Raw genomic sequence first — 19,639 nt, forward strand, 5'->3', positions numbered from 1 at the left:
CGATTACATCCCGTAGCTGGGACCGTGGTGGCCAGGGCCCATCGGGCCCTGGCCACCCTGCGCGTGCGGCCACGAACCATCCCAGGGGTTCTTGGCACTGTGCGGAGTGGAGCGTACGTCCGATGTCCACCGCAGGGGTGTCTCCGGGACGGCCAGCCGAGACGCGGTCGCCTCGTTTGCGGTGTCCCAGCCCCCCGCCTTGTTGCTGCGTTCGGTCAGTGTCACGAGATTCAGGTGCTCGTCCGACACGTACGCTGCGGGGACGCCGCGGTGGTTCTTGCTCACGCTCACAACGCCGGCGTCGGCGAGCTCCTGGAGGGCGCGCTCAGCGGCCGGCCGCGTGACCTCGTATCGAGTCGTCACCGTTCCGATCGTCACAACTGGCTGGGCCGTCAGATCACGTCTGACGCGCTCCACCGTGGATCCTGCGCGGGGAGCCGCTGAGATCCCCTGCTTGGAGCGCCAGGCGTGATGACGCTCCGCCAAGATCGCGTCCAGCTCGTCCGCTCGTTCCTTCAACTGGATGACGTTCGCGGCGGCTCGCACCGCTGACGCCCCGAACTCACGCACCCACAGATCCAGTTGCGGGGGGTTCTCCCGGAACGCGGTCAGTCCGGCGATGTAGTGGTCCTTCGCCGTGGAGAACACCGTGCTGATGGGCAGTACGGCCCGGTCTGTGATGCCATCTCGTTTCAGAATCGTGTGGATGAGGGCGCGGCCAGTGCGCCCGTTCCCATCGACGAACGGGTGGATCGTTTCGAACTGGGCGTGCGCGATCGCCGCTTTCAGGAGCGGCGGGTGCTCGCTCTCGTTCACGTACACGAGCAGATCCTCCAAGAGCGGGATGACCTGGTCCTCGGGCGGAGGCACGAACGATGCCGTCAGCGGCGAGTAGCCGCCGCCGATCCAGTTCTGCTGGTCACGAAACCCGGGGGCAAGGTCCGGGGCGATCGTTCGCTGCAGCTCCACCAAGTCCTCGAGCTCCAGATTCCACTTCTGAGCCACAACGTCGATCGCGTACTCCATCGCACGCAAGTTCCGCAGCACCGCGACCGCGTTCTCTTTGCCCCGCCCCAGCACATCGGCCACCGCAAGCTTCTTTGCCGAAATCACGTGCCCCTCGATGAGCGACGAAGCAATGCTCTCAGAACGCAAGAGGAGGTGGTTCAGGTACAGCCCGGATTCACCGACGATTCCGTCAGCCCGGGAGACCGCGCTTTGCGCGTCAGCGATCGCGGAGAAGGCTGCGACACTGACCGATGGACCCTGCTTCCCCAGGAGGCCCGGGACGAACGCACGGTACGTTCCCCCGGCCTGGTCGCGCCGAGACAGACCGAACGTCGACGCCGGCTCCCAGTACCGCTCCACAAAGCTACTCATGCATGCAACTTTAGACCTCTAAAGTTGCATCGCGGGGAAATTGACGCAATGTTAGCAGGGATCCCCACCGTGCACTCGGTATACCACCTAGCCTCATCAGGCATCCACTCGCTGGTTTTCGACTCCGGACCGACCAACGGTGCTTCGACGCCACTCTCCAGAAACCCAGGACCCCATGCATGACTCGAATCCACTTGAGCGCAAGCTCTCATGTCAGTAGTCGTCTACTTCCGTAGTGTTCCAGGAACCCGGTCTGGAGTCGTTAACCGGTTGGTCACGCCCGTCAACGACCATGAAAGCATGGATGCTTCGATCACCCTCGGCCTTCAACCCCCGGGCACTCTAGCTGTCTTCATGACAACAAACGGCGCCCCGCCGGCGGGGGTGCTGCGGCAGCAGAGTGAGCCGTGTTTCCCGCGCCCAGGGCGGCGGGCACGCGTCATTTTCTTCATCGCAATCGTCCTCCTCACCGCGACGGGCGCAATCACATTGGGAATGACGGGGGAACCTTCAGCGATGTGGGCGGCTCTCCTGATTCCAGTACTACTGGGCTTGCCAGCGACATTTCTCTGGCCTGCCTTCCGCGCGGCTCGGGATCGATCGAGCTGCCACTCCGCCTCAGGCATTGTCATCGCAACGGATCACGCTGGGATGGTTCACGGTGAGGACGCCCAGCAGCGCGCGCTGATCCACATCGAACACGATGGCAGCGTGCGCTGGCTCGCTGCAACACAGCACGGCCTCCGCCTCGCAGAGGGCGATAAGGTATTCGTCAGCTGGGCGTCAGCTCGGTCAGAGAGCTGCTATGTACACGGAACTCTTGCCGGTCCGCCGAGGGAGTAGAGCTCATGGGAATGGCAGCCGACCTCGCATCTGGGAATATCTGAGATCGATCACCGGCGAAATCCTAGCGAACGAGCTCCACGTGTCTGGGACATGGTAGATCGTCTCACCATCGTCCAGGAACACATCAACGTAGTCGTCTTCATATGAGGCCTCTTCCAGCTCATCCCCCGGCAGACCATAGTAGGCGCTGGCGAATGCCACGCCCTCTCCGCTGAGTAGGTCAGTGCTGAGCACGCCGTCCGCGGCCGTGAGCACGAAGGTGCCGGGTGTGAGCGTCCTCGAGTGCAACGCGGCCAGATGGCTGGTCAAAACCTTGTCGCGCATAAGACCCGATTGGGCGCACCATGCCAGGAACATGCCGATGTGAGTAGCAGCGGCTGAGGCTGGAAGTTCCGCGGGAAACTCGCCGCCCGCATGCCAGTCAGCCTTATCAAACACCGTCACCCAAAGCTCCATTCTCAGCGTTCCGGCCCGCTCTCAGCATAAGCTCCGCGAGCCTACCTCCGGAATAGCAGTCACGTGGTGTTCATCTCGCATTACTCACATGCTGGGCGTTGGCGGCGGAGTCGCAGGAGCCTGCTGGGCGCGATGAGTGGCTTGTGCCTGCTGCTCTGGCGCGGCAGCTGATGCTTCACGCTCAAGTTCGCCGAGAACTTCAGCCAACCGGGCTTGCTTCTCACTGAGCTCCGACTGCCTCGGCCACGGCTCCTGCTCCAACTCGCGAAGTTCTGCCACCTCTCGCCTCGCGGATTCGAGCTGGCCCGAATGCTCCGTGATCGTGTCCGGCAGCGACCGTGCTCGCGATTCAAACCCTTGCGATAGCGCAGAGAGTTCGCCGCTCATTGCTCGCGACCACAGCATCTTGTACTGCATCGCCTGGATCGTGGGCCCGGGCACGAACTCGAGCCATGGATCGTTCTTGTCGAGCGCGTTCCAGCGCAGCTTCGCATCCCAGTCCAGCCCCGCCACAGAGACGGTCATCTTCAGTGGTGCAGGGTAGCTGGCGTTGTGCGTGCCGAAGTAGCCGATGTTCTCTCGGGCGCGCGACAGCGTCGACCGGAATGCTTCGCCGAATTCCTTCCGTTCCCGGAAGGTGGGCGAGTCCGCCCACGACGTCGACTTCACGCTCCCGACGAAGAGGTCGCCGCGACTGTCGACTACCTTCGGCGCCAGCTTCTCCAGCACCCTCATGTCGTGCTCGGTAACGCCAGCCCCTTGTTCGAGCGCCATTCTGCGCGCTTCGATCGACCCGATCTTCCGCTGATGGCCGCGTAACTGCCGCGAAAGCTTCTGCGTCTCGTTTCGCAGGTTCGCGACCTCGAGGATGCGCATGTCGCCTGCGGTGACGGCCTGCATTTCCGCGAACTGCAGAGCCATTTCTGTCGAGTTGTCGACCTCCCGGACATCGAGACGCCCGGACAGCACCTGCTCGATGAACGCCGCCTTGCGTGCGAGGGTGCCCCACATGTACGAGTCGAACGAGCCCTCGGTGGCGTACCGGAATAGATGCACCTCGGCGTTCTGGTTTCCTTGCCGGATCTCTCGTCCTTCGCGCTGCGTCACGTCCGCAGGGCGCCAGGGTGCGTCGACGTGGTGGAGTGCGATCGCGCGCGCCTGCACGTTCGTGCCGACCCCCATCTTCTCCGTAGACCCCACGAGCACCTGTACTCGACCGTCACGGCACTGCTGGAACAACTCTGCCTTCGCTTGGTCGTTCCCCGCTTCGTGGATGAATCGGACCTGCGCGGCCGGCATGCCGCGCTGCACGAGTTCCTCTCGCAGATAGTCGTATGCGTTCCAACGACCATCAGATGACGGAGTGCCCAGATCGGCAAACACGATCTGGAATGCGCCCTTGGTAGCGGATACTTCGCCCCATTCGTCGAGGTATTCGCGATCGCGGTTTTCATCCCAAATCTCGTACACTTTCGCAGCGACAGCGTCGAGCTTCGTGAGCTCATGGCTTTCAGGCCCGGGCAGCCCCATCAGGCGTGCGTCGAGGGCGATCGCGCGCCCGTTCGACGTGATCTTCAGCATATTGTCGTCCTCGGGCTGCACGCTCCCGTCTCGGACTGCCTTACCGCGCTCCATCAGGTCGGCCATGCCGGCCTCCTGCGCAGCCGTCGCCGGCACGACCACCATCTCTGGCGCACGGACCCCCTCGGAGTTCACCACGAGCTCCGGCACCGGCAACCCGAGGTCGGCCTGTGTTTTCACGTCACCCGGCACATGCCACAACCGCAAGAGTTCAGGCACGTTCCGGAACTTCGCGGTGCGGGTCTTCACCTGGAAACCGGAGCCCTCCACGACGGCCTCCACTGCCGTCACTTGCTCCGTGAACTGGCGCGCCCAATCATCAGCCGTCAGAATTTCGGCTTCCTTGAGCAGGTCCGGTCGCAGATAGCGCATCATCACATACATCTCGATCATCGAGTTCGGCAGCGGCGTCGCAGTCGCAAGCGTCGCCACTCGGGATTGGCCGCGATGCTCGCGGTGGTACCAGAGCTTCATATCGAGGTCGGTCGCACGCTGCGAACCGCCGTCCTTCGAGAGATCTGCGACCTTCGTCTGCACTGCCAGGTTCTTGAACAGGTGCGCTTCGTCGACGCACAAGTAGTCGATGCCCGTGTCCTCCCAGTAGACGCCCTCGTCGTGCTTGAGGTCGAGCATCTCCTGCAGCTTCTCTTCCTGCCGGGCGAGCTCCGTCTCGAGCTTCTTCACGGACCGCTCAGACAGCGATGAAGCGAGCTTCTGCTGATGCACCAGCTGCAGCTCCTCGAGCCGCTGAGTCGCATATGCCGCACGAGACTCGCCGAGGCCGATTTTCCCGAACGCGGCATGGGTCAGAATCACGGCATCCCAGTCGCCCGTACGTGCCCGCGCCGCAAACAGCGCTCGTCCGTCACGGCTCCCCGACGTCGCGATGTCGCCGCTGCCCGCAGACAGCACTTTCGCGCGCGGGTAGATCTGTTTGAACTCGCGGGTGAACTGCTCCAACATCTGGTTGGGAACGATGATCGCCGGCTTCTGTGCCATCCCGAGCCGCTTCAGTTCCATCACCCCGAGCACCATCTCAGCGGTCTTGCCCGCGCCGACTTCGTGGAACAGGCCCGCGGCCGGCTCCGCCAGCATGCGGGCGACTGCTGCATGTTGATGCGGCCGCGGCGTGAACGTTGCAGCCTTCCCCGGGAACGTGAGTTGCGCGTTGTCGTACGACCGCAGCACGATCCCGTTGTAGAGATCGTTGTACCGCTCTTGCAGGCGCTCCACCCGTTCCGCGTCGCTCCACAACCAGTCCTGGAAAGCGTCGTGCAACTCGGTCGCGCGCTCCTGTAGTGCTTCCGTGCCGGCCTGATCTACCAGGTAGGGGCCGTCCGCATCGGGCTTATAGCGAATCTCCAGCCGGTCGCCGTTGAGCACACGAGAGACGACCTTCTGTGCGCTCCACGACACATGGTCACCCTGCACCGACCAGCGTGCCTCCGAAGACGGTGCTGCCTTCCCCACAATGCTGAACTTGTACTCCCCGTCGATACGTTCGATCGCTTTGACTTCCTTCTTCAGAGCATGCTCGAGGAAAGCTGACACGTCATCGACGGGAACCCATGAAGCGCCGAGCTTCACGTCAATCTCAGCCGGGCCGACCTCCTCGGGAATCACCTGTTCGAGAGCGTCCAAGTGGCGCTGGAATGTCGCGTCGCCGGCCGCAAGCTCACGCACCTGGCGACGCTTCGCCCGAACGTTGCCGGACAAGAATTCTTCCGCCGGAATGTAGCTCTGTTCATCGTCCGGGCTGAGGAACACGAGATCGCCGAGCCGTGCCGGAACCGACGCTTCGTCGACGTCCAGGAGTTCCGCAACGAGTGGAACATCGACGAAGCCGACACGATCGAGCGACACCCGGATCGCATCCTCAGGACTCTCCACGCGATCGACCACGGATGTAACGCCGACGACGCGCTCCCGGAATATCGTCGCTTTGCGCGCTTCACCGGTGTCCTCGTTGTAGCGTTCGAGCGCAACAACGGTCGCATAGTGCGGGTCCTGGCGCAGCGCCCGGATCGCTGCCGGGTAGCGGCGCGTGATGAGCGCGTCTTTCCCGGGACGCTCTTTCACGGTCACGGATACGCGACCGAGAGGCCCGAATGCGGCTACGTACCGGTCGTACACGTCGTTGAGTTCGGTTCGCAGTTCGCCGATCGCTGTCGTGTCGTCGCTCGTCGCGGCCTCCGCTTCGAGCAGCTGCACTGCAGCATCGCGCAAACGCACCAGGTGCGTCAGCTCCCGCACCGCGTTCTTCGGCACTTGCACCGGTTCCGGCCCGTCCATGCCCACCTGCACGAGCGAGCCTGACTCGTCGACGCTGATGTGGCCCACAATCGAGTCAGGGTCCTGCACGACGCGCGCGACCGGCCGGTCGGTGACGATCTGCCCTGCAGCATTCCACGTCCGGCCTTCCGCGATCGCTTCATCGGCGATCCGGTCCAGCGCGGCCGCAAGCTCCGGACCCACCACTTCCGCAGACGGGTCCGCCGCCGTCACCGTGAGCTCCGGGCCGTATTGGCCGAGCCGTGTCCCGGTCTCGCCGAGCACCATTTCCGGGTGGTCAGCGAAGTATGCGTTCAAGGACGCTGTGCCGGCTGCGCCGTCGACGGGTACCGTGCCGAGCCATGTCGGCGGCTCCTCGGGAGCCGGCCCTGTGCGTCGGCGCAGCACGAGCACGTCGACCAGCGCGTCAGTGCCGGCGATCTCGCCATGCGCCCCCTTCGGCATGCGCACCGCGCCCAGGAGCTCGCCGTGTTTCGCGATTTCGCGGCGTGCCCGCTCCGCCTTCGCGTCGAGAGTCCACCGCGAGGTCATCACCGCCACGATGCCGCCGGGTTTCGTCTGCCGGAGCGCCTTCACGATGAAATGGTTGTGAAGGCTCAACCCTTCGGGGTTGTAGGCCGGATCGTACAGGCGGGTCTGTGAGAACGGCACGTTACCGATCGCCCCGTCGTAGCCGTCGTGATCGAGCATAGTTTCCGCGAACGACTCATTCTTGATCGTCGCGGCCGGATGCAGCATCTGGGCGATGCCGGCAGTGGTCGGGTCGAGCTCGACACCGGTCACCGTTTGGCCGGCCCGGGCCTGCCCAATGAAGTTTCCGGTGCCGCAGCCAGGCTCGAGCAGGTGTGCGTCTGCCGGCATGCCGAGGCGGTCGAGCATCGCCCACATCGCGGCGACGTACACCGGATGGGTGTAGTGCGCGTTCAGGACGGTCCGGCGCGCGGCCGCCCACTCGCGATCGGTCCAGAGGTCTTGCAGCGCTTCACGGTCGGCCGCGTACTTGTTCGACTTCGGGTCGAACAGCTCCGGAGATGCACCCCAGCCGGGGAACTTCTGCAGCTCGGCGCGCTCTACCTCTGAGGGTTCTCGTCCTTCTCGAACAAGCCGCTCGAGAGTACGGACCGCAGCGACTCCGCCGCCCACTCGGGACTCATGCCCGGCTCCGCTTCGAGCATCGACACGACGTTCAGCAGCATCACCGCTTGTGCCACCGTCAACTGCTTCTCGAACCCGTGACGCTGCGCCGTTTCCAGTGCCCACGCGATCAGCTTGCGCTGCAGCTCGGGCACCGCCCAGAGTTGAGCGTCCTCCGCCGACGGAAGTTCGAGCGTCTGGTCCTCCCGCACGTCCCGATCCGTCTCCTCCGCGTCGAGCTCCTGCTGAAGCTCCTGCAGCACCGGCAGCTGCATGGCTGCTTTCACCACGATGCGCCGGCTGTACAGAAACCGGAGCACCTGCATCCCCGTTGGGACCGCCGTCACGTCGCTCAGGTCGTACCCGAGACGGTCCAACCAGGTCAGGCTCGCCTCGTAGCTCTCCCGTTCCCGAAGCTCGCGCAGCACCATCAGATCGTTCGTCACCTGACCAACCCGCCGCAAATAGTCCTCCGTGCCCGGCCAGGAGCTCTGGAGATGGGTCAGGGTTTCGTGGTCGCTCATGTGGTTCCGCCTTCGTCGTCTCGAATTCGCCCCATAGGTCGAACGCTAACTGCGTATCAGGAATCGATCGTTTCGTACTCCTACGAGCCATTCTGGTCCCCACTTCCGACGTAGCTGAAGGCGATACCTCCAGATGAGTGGGAACGCGCACCTCACACGCGACAGGCGCAAGCTACAGATAATGCCGAAGATCCGCCGACCGATGCTCTTCCGGCCCTTTACGGTGCCGATCCTGCACGACCAGAATCGCCTGCTGATTGGCCACCCACCGGTCGAGTCGGCGCCACGACCGCGAAGAATCGAGCAGATGATGCAGCAGGTCATGGCACGTCCTACACAGCGGCCATAGATCTTCGTGGTCCTCATCGCCGAGACGCGCGTAGGAAGAATGATGCATGTCATCGCGGGACACTCGCCAGTCCCGTCCACATCCCCCCAGACACATAATCCGGGCCGGCCTGATGCGCTCGAGCTCCTCTTCAGCCCACCGCACCCGGCGGCGATACCAGGCTGGAGATGCGATATAGGTGGCGTAGAACTCTCGGGCGCGATTGCGGCCCTCTGATTTCCTCGCCCACGGGCTCAGCTCACGCACGATGACGAGTCCACTGCTGCAACTGGTCCGCGAACGGCGACTGCTCCCGCAACTGTGTTGCCACCACCTGCGCGTCTGCTTTGCAGCGGTCGTATGCGGGGTTCTTGGTGAACGGCTGCAGCTTGGGAACAAGGGGCTTCAGGTTTCGGTAGAACAGGAGCCCGTACCCGCCTTCCATCTCGCGAATTTCCTGGGGCTCCAGCACCAGCCGTTTCTCCTCACTCACCTGGATCGAGGCGGGACCGCCTCCCCACGAATGCGATTCACGTTTCACCCAGAGTTCGCCGATCAGTCTGGAGAGTCGGGCGAGTTCTTCTTCGTCACTTCCGCCGGGGAGCACGATCTTGGCAACGGCCGCGTCCCACATGGTTTTCGCGTTCTCGGAGCCCCATTGGGAGAGCTGTTCCTTGGACTGGAACACAGCCACCACGATGCGGCCGCGGCCGCCACCTGCGGTGATGAGTTCGTACAGGCCGGGGTACTCGAAGTTCCCCAGCTCATCGAGTATGTAGCTGACGGGTGGATCTACGCGGCCTCCCGGAGAAGCGTCCGCGATGCCCTTGCTCACATAGTCGAGTTCCGCGAACAGGCCATCGATGATGCGTGTGTATCCTCCCGATGCCTGCTTGTCGCCGACGAAGTACGCCGTTTGCTTTTCGAGCACGAATGCCACGGGGTCGAACTGGTTTCCATCCTGTGGAAGTAGCCACTTTCGGCCGGCCCGGGACTCCAGAAACGCGAGGGACGTGGGGAGCGTTCCCCACGTTGAGGCCCGTTGTTCCGGGGGCGTGTTGATCGCTGTCTCCAACAGACGAGCGTACTCAGGCATGCCGTCAGGGTGCTCCCTGATTGCCGCCACGGCCTCAGTCGCCCGGGACGGCGAGGTCACCCAGTCCCATACTCGGTCCACGCCCACACCGGCGCATGCCGCCCCGTGGAAGAGAGCACCGGCGAGCTGCTGACCGATCGTGTCCCAGTGTCCACCATTCGAGGTGGAGCCCGAGAACGCATCGCCCGGGACATACCCCTTCACTCGACGCAGCAGCACCTCCTCGTCGGTACAGCCCGGAATGGGGTCCCAACGAAGCACGTTCTCGAACCCGTCACCGCCAGGAACTCCCGGGGCGAGGATCCAGGTCTTCGAGCCCATCCGCTCACGCTCGCGCATCGTCCATTGAGCATTGTCGAGCTTCGAGGACGTATTGATGAGCGCGCCTGGTGCCGAGAGAATCCAGTTCAGTATCAGGAAGAACCCCTTCCCTGACCGAGACGGACCAATCACGATAGTCGGATCCTCGATCCTGATCCACAGGTCGATGCCCCAGAAGGACCCGACTCGATAGCCACAATCGGACGGCCGCAAGTGAGTAGCTTCGATCATGGGGCGCAGATTTGGTCCACGTTTCTCCACGAGCTGTTTCGTGGCGAGCTCGCGAGCTACATCCTTGAGCGACGCAAGCCCCACTTTGCGTTGCGGATCCTTCTTATGGCGCCGCCAGGTCACTACCCACACGGTCGCGAGTGCTGTAGCCGCCCCGAACACCGCGCACAGAAGCGCCCAATGGACAATCCCTGGAACATTAGCCCCAGTCACTGTTGTCGGGTCAAGTTTCCCCCACAGTCCGAGCACGGCTCCGAGAGAGAGACGATCCTCCCCGCCGAACCGGCCCGGGGCCGTCATCGCGAGTACAGCCAGCTGCGGAAGCAGCAGCATCGACATGCAGAGCACGATGACCAACGCAATAGCAGCTTGCCACGGCAAAGTACTCCAGGACCACTTGGGGTGCATGAAACGTTCCTTACTAGTCGTCGATTCCGGGGACCATACGGTTTACGGACTCGGCCATGAGTGCGCCCGCGCGTGCGGTGAACGAGAATTCATCTCGTACCGGGCGCGCCTGCCGGCCCAGCTGATCAGTCGCATACCCGCTGAAGTCGTTGACGAACGGAGCTGCGAGCCTCAGGAACTCTCCCAACTCCCCCAGGTGCAGCGTGCGTTCTAAGTACCTGCCAGTGGCTTTCAGGCTGCGATATGCAGGAGAGGGCACACGCAGCGGCATTCCCTCGCAGAGTCGCCGTGACGGTTCGGCCCAGGCCAGGAACACCCCGACACGATCAGCGGCGCCCAAACCTCCACCCAGCTGAGGTTCGGTGAGCCTGGCGGCCACAAGGTTCGTCACGTCGAGGTAGAGCCCCCAAGCGTCTTCGAATAACGGATCCTCTGGTCCAGGGGCCGTCCCAAGTCCATGCTTAAAGTCCCGATATAGCTCGCTTACACCGCTCATGCGGCTACCGCCTCCTTCTTGCGCTCCCGCATCTGCCTGTCCGTGTCGAACAGGTCTCGTTCCCACTGCGTCGACAACGGGTTCCCGTCGACGACATAGGAGCCAGATTTCATCTTCACCAGGAACTCGCCACGGCGAAGCGAACCGATCGCGTCCGCCTCAGCCCGGGTGAACATCTGTCTCGCCACCGCATCCTTCAAGGTCTCTTCGTTCTGGTAGAAACTCACCCGGTTCGCGTATCCGCGAAGCAGGGACTTCGCGAGCTCCCGCTCCTGCGACCCCTCTGCACCGACCGCGTCAAAGTCGCCGCCCTCGTGCACGATAAGAACCATCGCGACTCCGTACTCACCGGAGAGTTTCAGCTGCGCGCGGTGCTCTTCGAGCGCCGCTTTCGTGCGCATGTCCGCCCACCCTTCCTCACGAATGAGGAAGTACCGGCGTCCGGCGCTCTTGTTGGAGATCGTGTTCTGCACCCACGCATTCGTGACCGCCTGCGTAACGCCCAAGGCTTGGTCACCGCGTTGCGCGATCGCGAAAGTGTCGATCACCGTATACGGGGAGTCAGGATCGAGTCGCACCGATGAGTCAGTGTCGAACATGCCCCCGAGGTCTCCATGCACCAGACGGCGCAGACCATCGATCAAGTCGCGTGCATCGCCGCGCTCGAAGTATCCGTTGCCGTACTCCAACAGTGCCGGGGACCCGATCTTCTCCCAGACCGCCCGGATCGTCGGTCGGTCGTTCGTCTCCGACACGACCTCGTCGACGGCCCAATCCAGAATCGTCGACTCACGCGCAGTGATCGGACGCTCGCCTGGCGTGAGAAGACCCGCAATCTTCTGCAGTACCGCTGTACGTCCCGCTTTCGAACGGGCACGGTAGTCATGGTCGCTCTCATCAGCACGCTGCTCCGGAGCATCCAGCGCATTCAACCTGATCTGGCTCCCGAAAACGCCCATCTTGAACGTTGCGCCACCGATCTCCTCAGCGACGACGCCGTGTTCCCCCTTCGAGTCCGACGTGTTGATCGCGAGCCTTCCAAACTCCACAAGCAGTGTCACCAACCGCTTGATGAAGAACGATTTACCCTGCCGCAGCGACCCCTGAATCAGCATGTTCGGGGACGAAACAAGCCCACGCAAATACAGCTCCCACGGGTCAAGCGTGAATGCGCGCCCACTGTTCTTGTCTATCCCGATGACCGGCCCGGCAGCATCGTGCACATCCGCAGCCGCGAAGGTGTTTGCCGCCGCCAACTGGTACCCCGTTGCACGATGCCACGGGCGCCGAATCGGAAACGTCCAGAACCCGGGCTGGAACTGCATCGGAGCAAGGATCGGAAGCTTCTCAACTTCCTCCTTGACTACCTGGTCGTCGTCTCGCAACGCGTCCGCGTAGATCCTCTTGAGCCGTTTGCGTTCCTGCCGAGAAAGCCCCGACTGCTCCAGCGTAAGGAGTTTCTTCGCCATCCTTCGTCCTCCTACTTCATCCCGAGGCCGCACGGAAATGCGACATTCATGAGCGCTTCCGCCTGCTGCCACGGCATCGACCTTGGCTCCAAACCGGTCGCCGAGCACGCGTTCCGAATCGAGGCAGATTCCTGCTCCAGCACTTCGGGATCTGTCGCCGTAACGGTCAGGAATGCGGAGAAACGCACCTCGCCCTGGCCTGCAGTAAGGTCCGCCTCCTGCTGCTCGAGCGCATGCCAGTCAGCGACGTCGGCCGCGGTCTGCGGCTTCCCCGATTTTTCTCGGATGCCCTGGTTCGTGATCCACGTACGCTTCTGCTCCTCGATCTTCTTCATCGCCTCGCCGATCTGCACCGGAGTGCCCACGAGCATGAACGTTTGCCGTACCGGCTTCCCCGACTGCTGCTTCGCGAACACCAGACGAGACATGAACCCGGGGAACGTCTCATACCGGGGCCACTCCTGAATCCAGTACGTGCGATGCCACCCGGAATCGGTCTCCACACTGGTCCGGTTGTCGTTCATCACCATCGGTGCCGCCGACTGCGGGTCCACACCTTCCCATTCCGTCCCCAGACGTGCGTCCACCCCTGATTGCGATGCGGGGTCGATCAAGGACCGTCCCCAGGCACCCCACTCGCGCGCATTCATCCACATTGTCCGCGTGAACCCCGCGTTGTGGAGCGCCTCTTCAGTCGTTGACATCTCGAGCTCCGCGAGCTTCAGCATGCCTGCCTTCTCGCTGCGCTCGCCCTTGACCAGAGCGCGAGCTTCTCCTGACAGGTTGAACGTGATCGCGATCATCGACGTATGACGCACCACCGCTTCCGCTGCGTGGTCGAGCGACTGCGCATAGGACTCTGAGGCTCCACCGTCACGACCCTGCCGATGTTCCGCAAAGTATCGCTGTTCGGCAGCGACCGTCCCCGGACGCACCTGCTCCAGGAGGGTGATGCGTTTGATGTGTTCCTTCTGAGTGAACGATCCCAGCACTTTCGACCATTCGAAGATGAGCCCGTCTCGGTCGTTCTCCGACAACGTCGACGGGGTATCTTTCTGAGGCATCCCCATGCCGAGTGTTGCCACAACGCAGCACACGGTCGCGGTCGCCGCGCGCGCATCCCACACCACGACTGCACCCGAATCCGTCTCGAACAGATGCAGCCGGCCTTCCCGACCCGGAAGATCCAATGCCGACACGGGCGTGACTTTCTTCTTCTCCGGTCGCGCCCGGTACTTGTTCGCGCCTACTGCTTTGCGCATCATTCCTCCTGCTTCACGAAGCACATGCGTCACGAGCGACTGCCCATGCCTGCGCACCATCCCGAGCGCCGCAAGCGGTCCGGAGAACGGGACCACTGATAGGAGACCCAGGAATCCCTCGCCCATCACCGCGATTGCGCCGACACCGACGGCGATCGACAATGCCGTGAACCCAGGTCCGTCAATTCCTCCGACCACGCCTTGAGATGGCAAACGGGCAAACTTCACCCGGTTCTCGCTCATCGTTTCGGTTCCTTGGGCACCTGCGGGGAACGTGGAGCAGCGAGCGGCCGAGGAGCAGAGCTCGGCGGCTTCGCTCCACTTTCAGGCATCCTCCCGGACGAGGCCGGCCCGGCCCCGGGACGAGCCGGCTTCGGCGCCTGACTCTCCGCCTTCGGTTGAGTCGCGGCAGGGGTCGAACCGTTCCCGTTTCTTTGGCCTCCGCTACCTGCCGCCCGTCCACCGGGGGCCTTACTCGCCCCGCGCCCGATCGTGTGGCCGGCCTTCGCCCCCGCGCGGCCGAGCACACTCGTGGTTTGTTGAGCCTTCTGCGTCGCCATGCTTCCTGCGCGCTGGCCGATCTGATCGCCCCCGCTGCCGCCATCCATGAACTGGAAGAATCCATACACTGCGATGGGCATGAAGGCTGCCATGATGAACCCGATCCCCAGTGTGAGCCCTTTGAACGACCAGACCGTTTCGACTTCCCGAAACCCGGCCATCGTGAGAATCAGCACACCGTAAATCAGTGGTTTCGCGAGAGCCATTGCCGTTACTGCGCTCACCCACCGTTTCGACCACACGTCGTCGAGGCCCTTCGCCGGCATCAGGACAAACGCGAGTGGCGCGAACGTGATCAGGATCATCAGCGCAAAGTCCCGAAACGCCATCGCGACCGCGATCAAGACCATCCCTATCGCCATCAGAACGATGACCACCATCATCCGCCCAATCGGCGGTGACACCATCGCGCCGACTACCCCAAGTTTCATGTCTCCCTCGAACAGCGCCTCGATGAGAGCAGCGAACCCGTCCTCTCCCACCAGGCGAGTCAACAGACCTCCGGTGAACTCATCGATCACGCGGAGCCCTTCACCGACGATGAAGAATGCGAAGTAGAACGCTGGCAGCGACAGCGCCGTACTGATCAGACTTCGCTTGATCAGTTCCGGTCTCTGCATCACTGCACCCGCGGCTATGCCGACGATAAAGGTGATGAACATGACGAAGATGCTCATCCCCAGCCAGAGGCCGGCTTCACTCGTGACAGCGGACCACAGTGAATCGCCTGGACGGAGTCCTTCATCCTCCAGAACGGCCTCGGCGAGCCAGTTGATGACGTCCACCATCCAGTTCGCTTGCGATTCAGTCGCCGCACAAAGGATGTCGGCGAAACCGCAATCGAAATCGACCTTCGGGGACTCCGCCCAGGCAATCATCTAGGCGATCCCCAGGTCGAAACCGACGAGGAACTGCCAGATTCCCGACGCGCTGCCCAACGCGGCAACGCCCAGTGCCAGCCACATGATTGCCTTGGATGCGGCCTGCTGAATGCCCTGATTACCGAACCCCTTAAACGCGAGTCCGACCGCGCACCCGATCAGAGCGAGGAACGTAACGATCAGGCCGAGGCCGAGCGCCCACGAGACAATCTGGATGATCGCCGATGAACCCGGCGCACTGAAATCCGGCTGAATATCCGGCATGCTGTTTCCTTCCGTAAGGGACGTTGCGTCACCTGACAGAAGCGACACACCGCGCACACCGGACACAAAGAACCGGGGGTAGCCGGCTTTGGCCGGCTACCCCCGGAATTCTCTGTTCTAAGGACTTCCGATGTACGGATACGGGTTGATATCCGGATTGTAGTTGCGGTTCGTCGACGCGAGCGTGAAGTGCGTATGGGGGCCGTTGGTACACCCGCTCATCCCGGACAGCGCGACTGTCTGCCCCGCCCGAACCGCCATCCCTTCAGCAACCCCCACTGAGGCCGGCGAACCCGGCGCGACGTGGTTGTGAGAACTGAACATGGTGAGCCCCTGGTACTCGTGCCGAATGATGACCGTCGAGTTGTCGCCCCGCCACCAGCCCGGGTTCGCCATACACACGCCGGGAATGCCGCCTCCGTCGCTTCCGGCTTTCATCACCACGCCGTCGTATGGCGAATACAGTGCGCCGCCCGTCGCTGAGACGAGGTCGATACTGAAGCCGTCATGAAACCCTTGGGAGATTCCTCTCATGTGCGAAGGCCAAGCCCACCCGTTTGGACCAACGGGCCCATCATCTCCCGACGGAGGGCCGAGCACGAGTCCATCTTCTTCACCTGTCACCGCAGCGAGTATCGACGCGAGCCCGGCGCCGGCGCCAGCTGCTGCGAGCACAGCGCCCGCACCCGCCGCACCCACAAACTTCAGCACTTGGCGACGGTTAACGAGCGCTGTGGCAACCGCCCCTGCTACCGGCGCGGCCATATCGCGGGGAAGTCCGTATCAAGCGTGTACGCGACACCGCACAATCCACCGTCCTCAGGCGCATCGCACCAGATCGCGAAATGTGCGGGCCGCTTCGAAGACGCGGCCGCGGTGCCCACCTGAGCATTCTCCACCTCAGACATCACCCACCAGTGCGTCAGCGTCGCCCCGGGAGTATCCGGCGTCATGTCCGTCGCCTCCTTGAACCGCGGAAGCAGATCGGGATCAATCTCGGCTATCTCGTCCTCGCCAAGAACGATTTCCGGATGCGCCTTCCAGAAATGGTCAGGAAGCAGCGCCATGTTGTCATAGAAAGAACCACTCGCAAGTTCCCACCACGGATAACGCTCCGGATTGTCAAGCGTAGCCATCTGATCCGTCAGTGCTAGCAGCGCCGTGTCGGGAGCCCAGTAATAACGCTTCGTTTCCTCGAACGGAGCCGACTCCACGACTGTGTGAATCTGACCCTCCGCGCCGATGTAGTCCGGCGAAGGATGCGTCATCCGCGCAATCGCCTCGTCCACGAACTCTTGCCGCGACAGCTTCGAGAAATCAACAGAGAATGCCACTGCCGCAGCCCCTGCAGCGGCCTCGCGCGGATCCGTCGTGACCGGCATCACCGCCATCCCGTTCCCGTCATATTCGATCCCGAAAGCCTTCGTCCCGTTCTCATCCGCGCCAGGGTCCGAGCTTTCCTCCTCGGACTGCTGCACAGGAGCCGTACCTTCTGCGACGATGCCGGAATCACCCTTTGCGAACAGCATTCGGCCCAGTCCAAATACAGCGGCGAGCACAATCAGCGCCAGCACGACCATCAGGATCATGAACTTTGCGCGGCGACCTGCCGGCTGCGACCTCCACCAAGTCATCACGAGCTTCCTTCCTCTTCGGTTCCGTTCGAATGTGTCTGACGCAACGTATCGATAGCGTCGGACACTGTGGTTTCCCACATGGCTGCACGCACGCTGCTGAGATCTGCCCAGGACTGCACCTGGGCGGGAAAGTGCTCGGCAGAGTTGCAACCCGTCATCGCTGCCCAAAATCTGAGACGCGTCAATGCCAACTGCTGCTGATAGTGATAGTCCAGTGGCGCCGACGGCGGCGGGCCTAACGCTTCATTGAACTGCTGCTGGTTCCGGTACTGGAACAGCGCCAGGAGCTCCTGCACGAGCGCCTCGTGCTCGTACCAGCACGGCGGAACATACGCGTCCGAAAGCCCGTACCGGCGCACCAATTCTGGCACCCACTCAACGAGCACTTCCAGCGTCTCCGCCTGCTCCTCGATGTCCAACCGCCACCAGTTGATCGGCAACGCCGGCGGCGATGGAACAGCAGATGCCGGCGCCACTGGTTCCTCCGGCCGTGCCCCGCGTTCACGCACCACGGCGTACCCCGGACCGCCACTGACGAAGCAATGACGTTCCCTTCGTCACTTTCGTCCCCGGTTGGCGTCGCAGAAGCGCCCGCACCCGCAACGACACCTCCGCGCTATCCCCTGTGCGCATCGACTCGAGAAGTTCCTCAACCAGAACGTCGTCAGCACTGATGTGGAGTTCCGACATCTTCGGAGCTTCCACAACCCAGAGGACTGCCAAAGCCAGAAGTGCAGCGAGGGAGAACAAGGAGATCGCCGAGAAGACTGCATCTCGGACCACGACTATCCCGACGATCACAACGACTGTTGCGGCCACCCACCCAAGTACTGCCGGCACTCCCACGCCCGTGTCCCAGCGCAGTTCGAGAACGTGGTCGGTCCTCGTCGATCTCACTCGGAGCGTTGCCCGCCTGGCGCGAAACGCTCCATCTAGCAGCTCTAACTGCTCGTTCAAATACTCGGCATGCCGCTGCGCGTCAGCCGCCTTCTTCTGTTCCCGCTCCAGTCGTTCCTCACGGCTGCGCTGCTCCTCACGGCGCTGGAGCGACCGCGCAATCTGCCGATATGCCGAATTCATCCTCATGCCCAACGAACCAGCGACCCGCGCAGACCGCTTCGCGGGAAAGCGTGCTCATGCACGCCTGGACGAACCCGGCACAAGTGCCGGGCCCATTTTCGGGCTACGCCCCGTTTTTCTTGCCGTGAAGCCTGCGGCAGTCTACGGCGGCCACCGCTCCACACAACCGCCCGCACACCCCATGCTGGGGCGCGCTTGACACGGGATGCTCGCCCGTCGCAGCAATGCTGCGCCGTGCAGGCATCCCGCTGCGGATTGTGCTCCACGGCATCCGCAACGACAGGCACTACGTGCCTTCACGGCAAGAAAACGTGAGGGGAGGGATTGGAGAACCACGATGCAAGACCAGATCGAACCCGGAGCAGCAGCCGTCCTCATCGGCGCGCTCTGGCTCATCGCCGGCTACCGCCTCTGGATCGCACCCCGCAGAAAGGACACCAACTCATGAGCGGCATCACCCAGCCTCAGGCCCAGGAACTCACGGCACTCGCCGAGCAGTACACGCAGCAGTTCAACAGCGACCAGGTCGCCAGCAGCATGCGCGAGACCCCCGTCAGATACCTCGGCACCATCACCGTCGGGCAGCTCATCACGAACCTCCGGGATCTCGCAGCAGCATACGGCACCGGCAGCGTCCACACGGGCACCGCGGCCGCCTGGATCGCCTACGCCCGCGCAACCCTCGCCCGTCTCCAGGGAAAGTGACCCCATGAGCCAGCAGATGTTCGCAATCGACGACCTGCTCCACGAAGCAGACGTAGCAGCGGCGCCCCAATGGCACGGGGCGCCGCTGCGCTACCACGAGAACTACTACACCCCCGCAGAACTCGATGCCGCATTCGAACGCTGGATCTTCGAGAACGGCCACTTCGGATGCATCCCCGACAGCCACATGTGGCACCGCGATCCACACCGCGACGGCTTCGAGTTCGAACCGAAACCGTACACCGTCAACCATCAATGCGCACTCTTCACCGCGGAAGCAGTCTGCAGCGACCAATACGAAGTCCAACGCAGCCACACCCACCCCGAAGGGGAACTCCCCGGCACGATGATGACGCAGATCATCTGCGAGCCCTGCAGCTGGAACCACATCAGCAGAAACGAATCCGCAGCGGTCGAAGCCTGGCACGACCACGCCCTCGCCAGCTGGCGCACACTCCCCGTCGTGCCACTCAAACTCGTTCAGGACCGCGAGACCAAGAAGGGAAGCCAGCGGTTCTCCGACTGGGTCGACGAACACTATCCGTTCGAGGCCAGGCAGGCCGGTCACCCGATCATCACTGAACGTACCGAGTACGGCACCCGCCACGTTCCCGGGCGCTCTCCGTGGGGAGGCTACGACCTCTCCCACACTGCCCTCCAATAGCAAGGGTGCGGGGCAGCGCTCAG

16 protein-coding genes are annotated in these 19,639 nt (G+C 63.0%); 2 read left to right on the forward strand and 14 right to left on the reverse strand.

The genetic code is table 11. The annotated features are described in order from the left end of the window. Positions 1 to 3: 3 nt before the first annotated feature. The 14 genes from ACUYTF_RS01715 to ACUYTF_RS01780 form a co-directional block, all read right to left on the reverse strand. Positions 4 to 1,380, reverse strand: a complete 1,377-nt coding sequence (locus ACUYTF_RS01715) for a Fic family protein (RefSeq protein ID WP_449279236.1) — start codon at positions 1,378 to 1,380, stop codon at positions 4 to 6. An 846-nt stretch (positions 1,381 to 2,226) separates the two neighbouring features. Continuing rightward, positions 2,227 to 2,682 carry a DUF7832 domain-containing protein gene (locus tag ACUYTF_RS01720; protein WP_449279237.1) on the reverse strand — a complete coding sequence of 152 codons (456 nt, stop codon included), beginning with the start codon at positions 2,680 to 2,682 and terminating at the stop codon, positions 2,227 to 2,229. Positions 2,683 to 2,766: 84 nt separating this feature from the next. Next, positions 2,767 to 7,698 (reverse strand): helicase, encoded by a 4,932-nt coding sequence (locus tag ACUYTF_RS01725; RefSeq protein WP_449279238.1) that lies wholly within the window; start codon positions 7,696 to 7,698, stop codon positions 2,767 to 2,769. Continuing rightward, entirely contained in the window at positions 7,626 to 8,213 is a 588-nt protein-coding gene (locus ACUYTF_RS01730; protein WP_449279239.1) for a hypothetical protein, read from the reverse strand. The genes ACUYTF_RS01725 and ACUYTF_RS01730 overlap by 73 nt, the downstream gene beginning before the upstream one ends. Positions 8,214 to 8,800: 587 nt before the next feature. Beyond that, on the reverse strand, positions 8,801 to 10,597 hold the full coding sequence (locus ACUYTF_RS01735) for a type IV secretory system conjugative DNA transfer family protein (protein ID WP_449279240.1): 1,797 nt from the start codon (positions 10,595 to 10,597) through the stop codon (positions 8,801 to 8,803). 13 nt (positions 10,598 to 10,610) lie between these two features. After that, a complete protein-coding gene (locus ACUYTF_RS01740) occupies positions 10,611 to 11,093 on the reverse strand; it encodes a hypothetical protein (RefSeq protein ID WP_434141154.1) in 483 nt (160 codons plus the stop codon). Next, entirely contained in the window at positions 11,090 to 12,562 is a 1,473-nt protein-coding gene (locus tag ACUYTF_RS01745; protein ID WP_434141153.1) for a hypothetical protein, read from the reverse strand. The genes ACUYTF_RS01740 and ACUYTF_RS01745 overlap by 4 nt, the downstream gene beginning before the upstream one ends. An 11-nt stretch (positions 12,563 to 12,573) precedes the next feature. Then, positions 12,574 to 14,067, reverse strand: a complete 1,494-nt coding sequence (locus ACUYTF_RS01750; RefSeq protein ID WP_434141152.1) for an SCO6880 family protein — start codon at positions 14,065 to 14,067, stop codon at positions 12,574 to 12,576. Further along, the gene (locus tag ACUYTF_RS01755; protein ID WP_449279241.1) at positions 14,064 to 15,263 is read right to left on the reverse strand and encodes a hypothetical protein; all 1,200 of its coding nucleotides are present in this window, start codon (positions 15,261 to 15,263) and stop codon (positions 14,064 to 14,066) included. Before ACUYTF_RS01755 ends, ACUYTF_RS01750 begins: the two co-directional genes overlap by 4 nt. Beyond that, complete coding sequence (locus ACUYTF_RS01760; protein ID WP_434141150.1) at positions 15,264 to 15,530, reverse strand: hypothetical protein; 267 nt, start codon at positions 15,528 to 15,530, stop codon at positions 15,264 to 15,266. 117 nt (positions 15,531 to 15,647) lie between these two features. Then, a complete protein-coding gene (locus ACUYTF_RS01765) occupies positions 15,648 to 16,064 on the reverse strand; it encodes a M23 family metallopeptidase (RefSeq protein WP_449279242.1) in 417 nt (138 codons plus the stop codon). Positions 16,065 to 16,279: 215 nt separating this feature from the next. Further along, positions 16,280 to 17,167 carry a hypothetical protein gene (locus ACUYTF_RS01770; protein ID WP_434141148.1) on the reverse strand — a complete coding sequence of 296 codons (888 nt, stop codon included), beginning with the start codon at positions 17,165 to 17,167 and terminating at the stop codon, positions 16,280 to 16,282. Beyond that, positions 17,164 to 17,679, reverse strand: a complete 516-nt coding sequence (locus ACUYTF_RS01775) for a hypothetical protein (protein ID WP_434141146.1) — start codon at positions 17,677 to 17,679, stop codon at positions 17,164 to 17,166. Before ACUYTF_RS01775 ends, ACUYTF_RS01770 begins: the two co-directional genes overlap by 4 nt. After that, positions 17,669 to 18,253: a hypothetical protein gene (locus ACUYTF_RS01780; RefSeq protein ID WP_449279243.1), complete on the reverse strand. Its 585-nt coding sequence runs from the start codon at positions 18,251 to 18,253 to the stop codon at positions 17,669 to 17,671. Before ACUYTF_RS01780 ends, ACUYTF_RS01775 begins: the two co-directional genes overlap by 11 nt. A gap of 438 nt (positions 18,254 to 18,691) precedes the next feature. On the opposite strand from ACUYTF_RS01780, the gene ACUYTF_RS01785 reads away from it, so the two are divergent. Continuing rightward, positions 18,692 to 18,952 (forward strand): hypothetical protein, encoded by a 261-nt coding sequence (locus ACUYTF_RS01785; protein WP_449279244.1) that lies wholly within the window; start codon positions 18,692 to 18,694, stop codon positions 18,950 to 18,952. A gap of 4 nt (positions 18,953 to 18,956) precedes the next feature. Then, positions 18,957 to 19,616, forward strand: a complete 660-nt coding sequence (locus ACUYTF_RS01790) for a DUF6349 family protein (protein WP_449279245.1) — start codon at positions 18,957 to 18,959, stop codon at positions 19,614 to 19,616. The last annotated feature ends 23 nt before the right edge of the window (positions 19,617 to 19,639 follow it).

It is taken from the genome of Leucobacter sp. GX0328 (genome assembly GCF_053567315.1).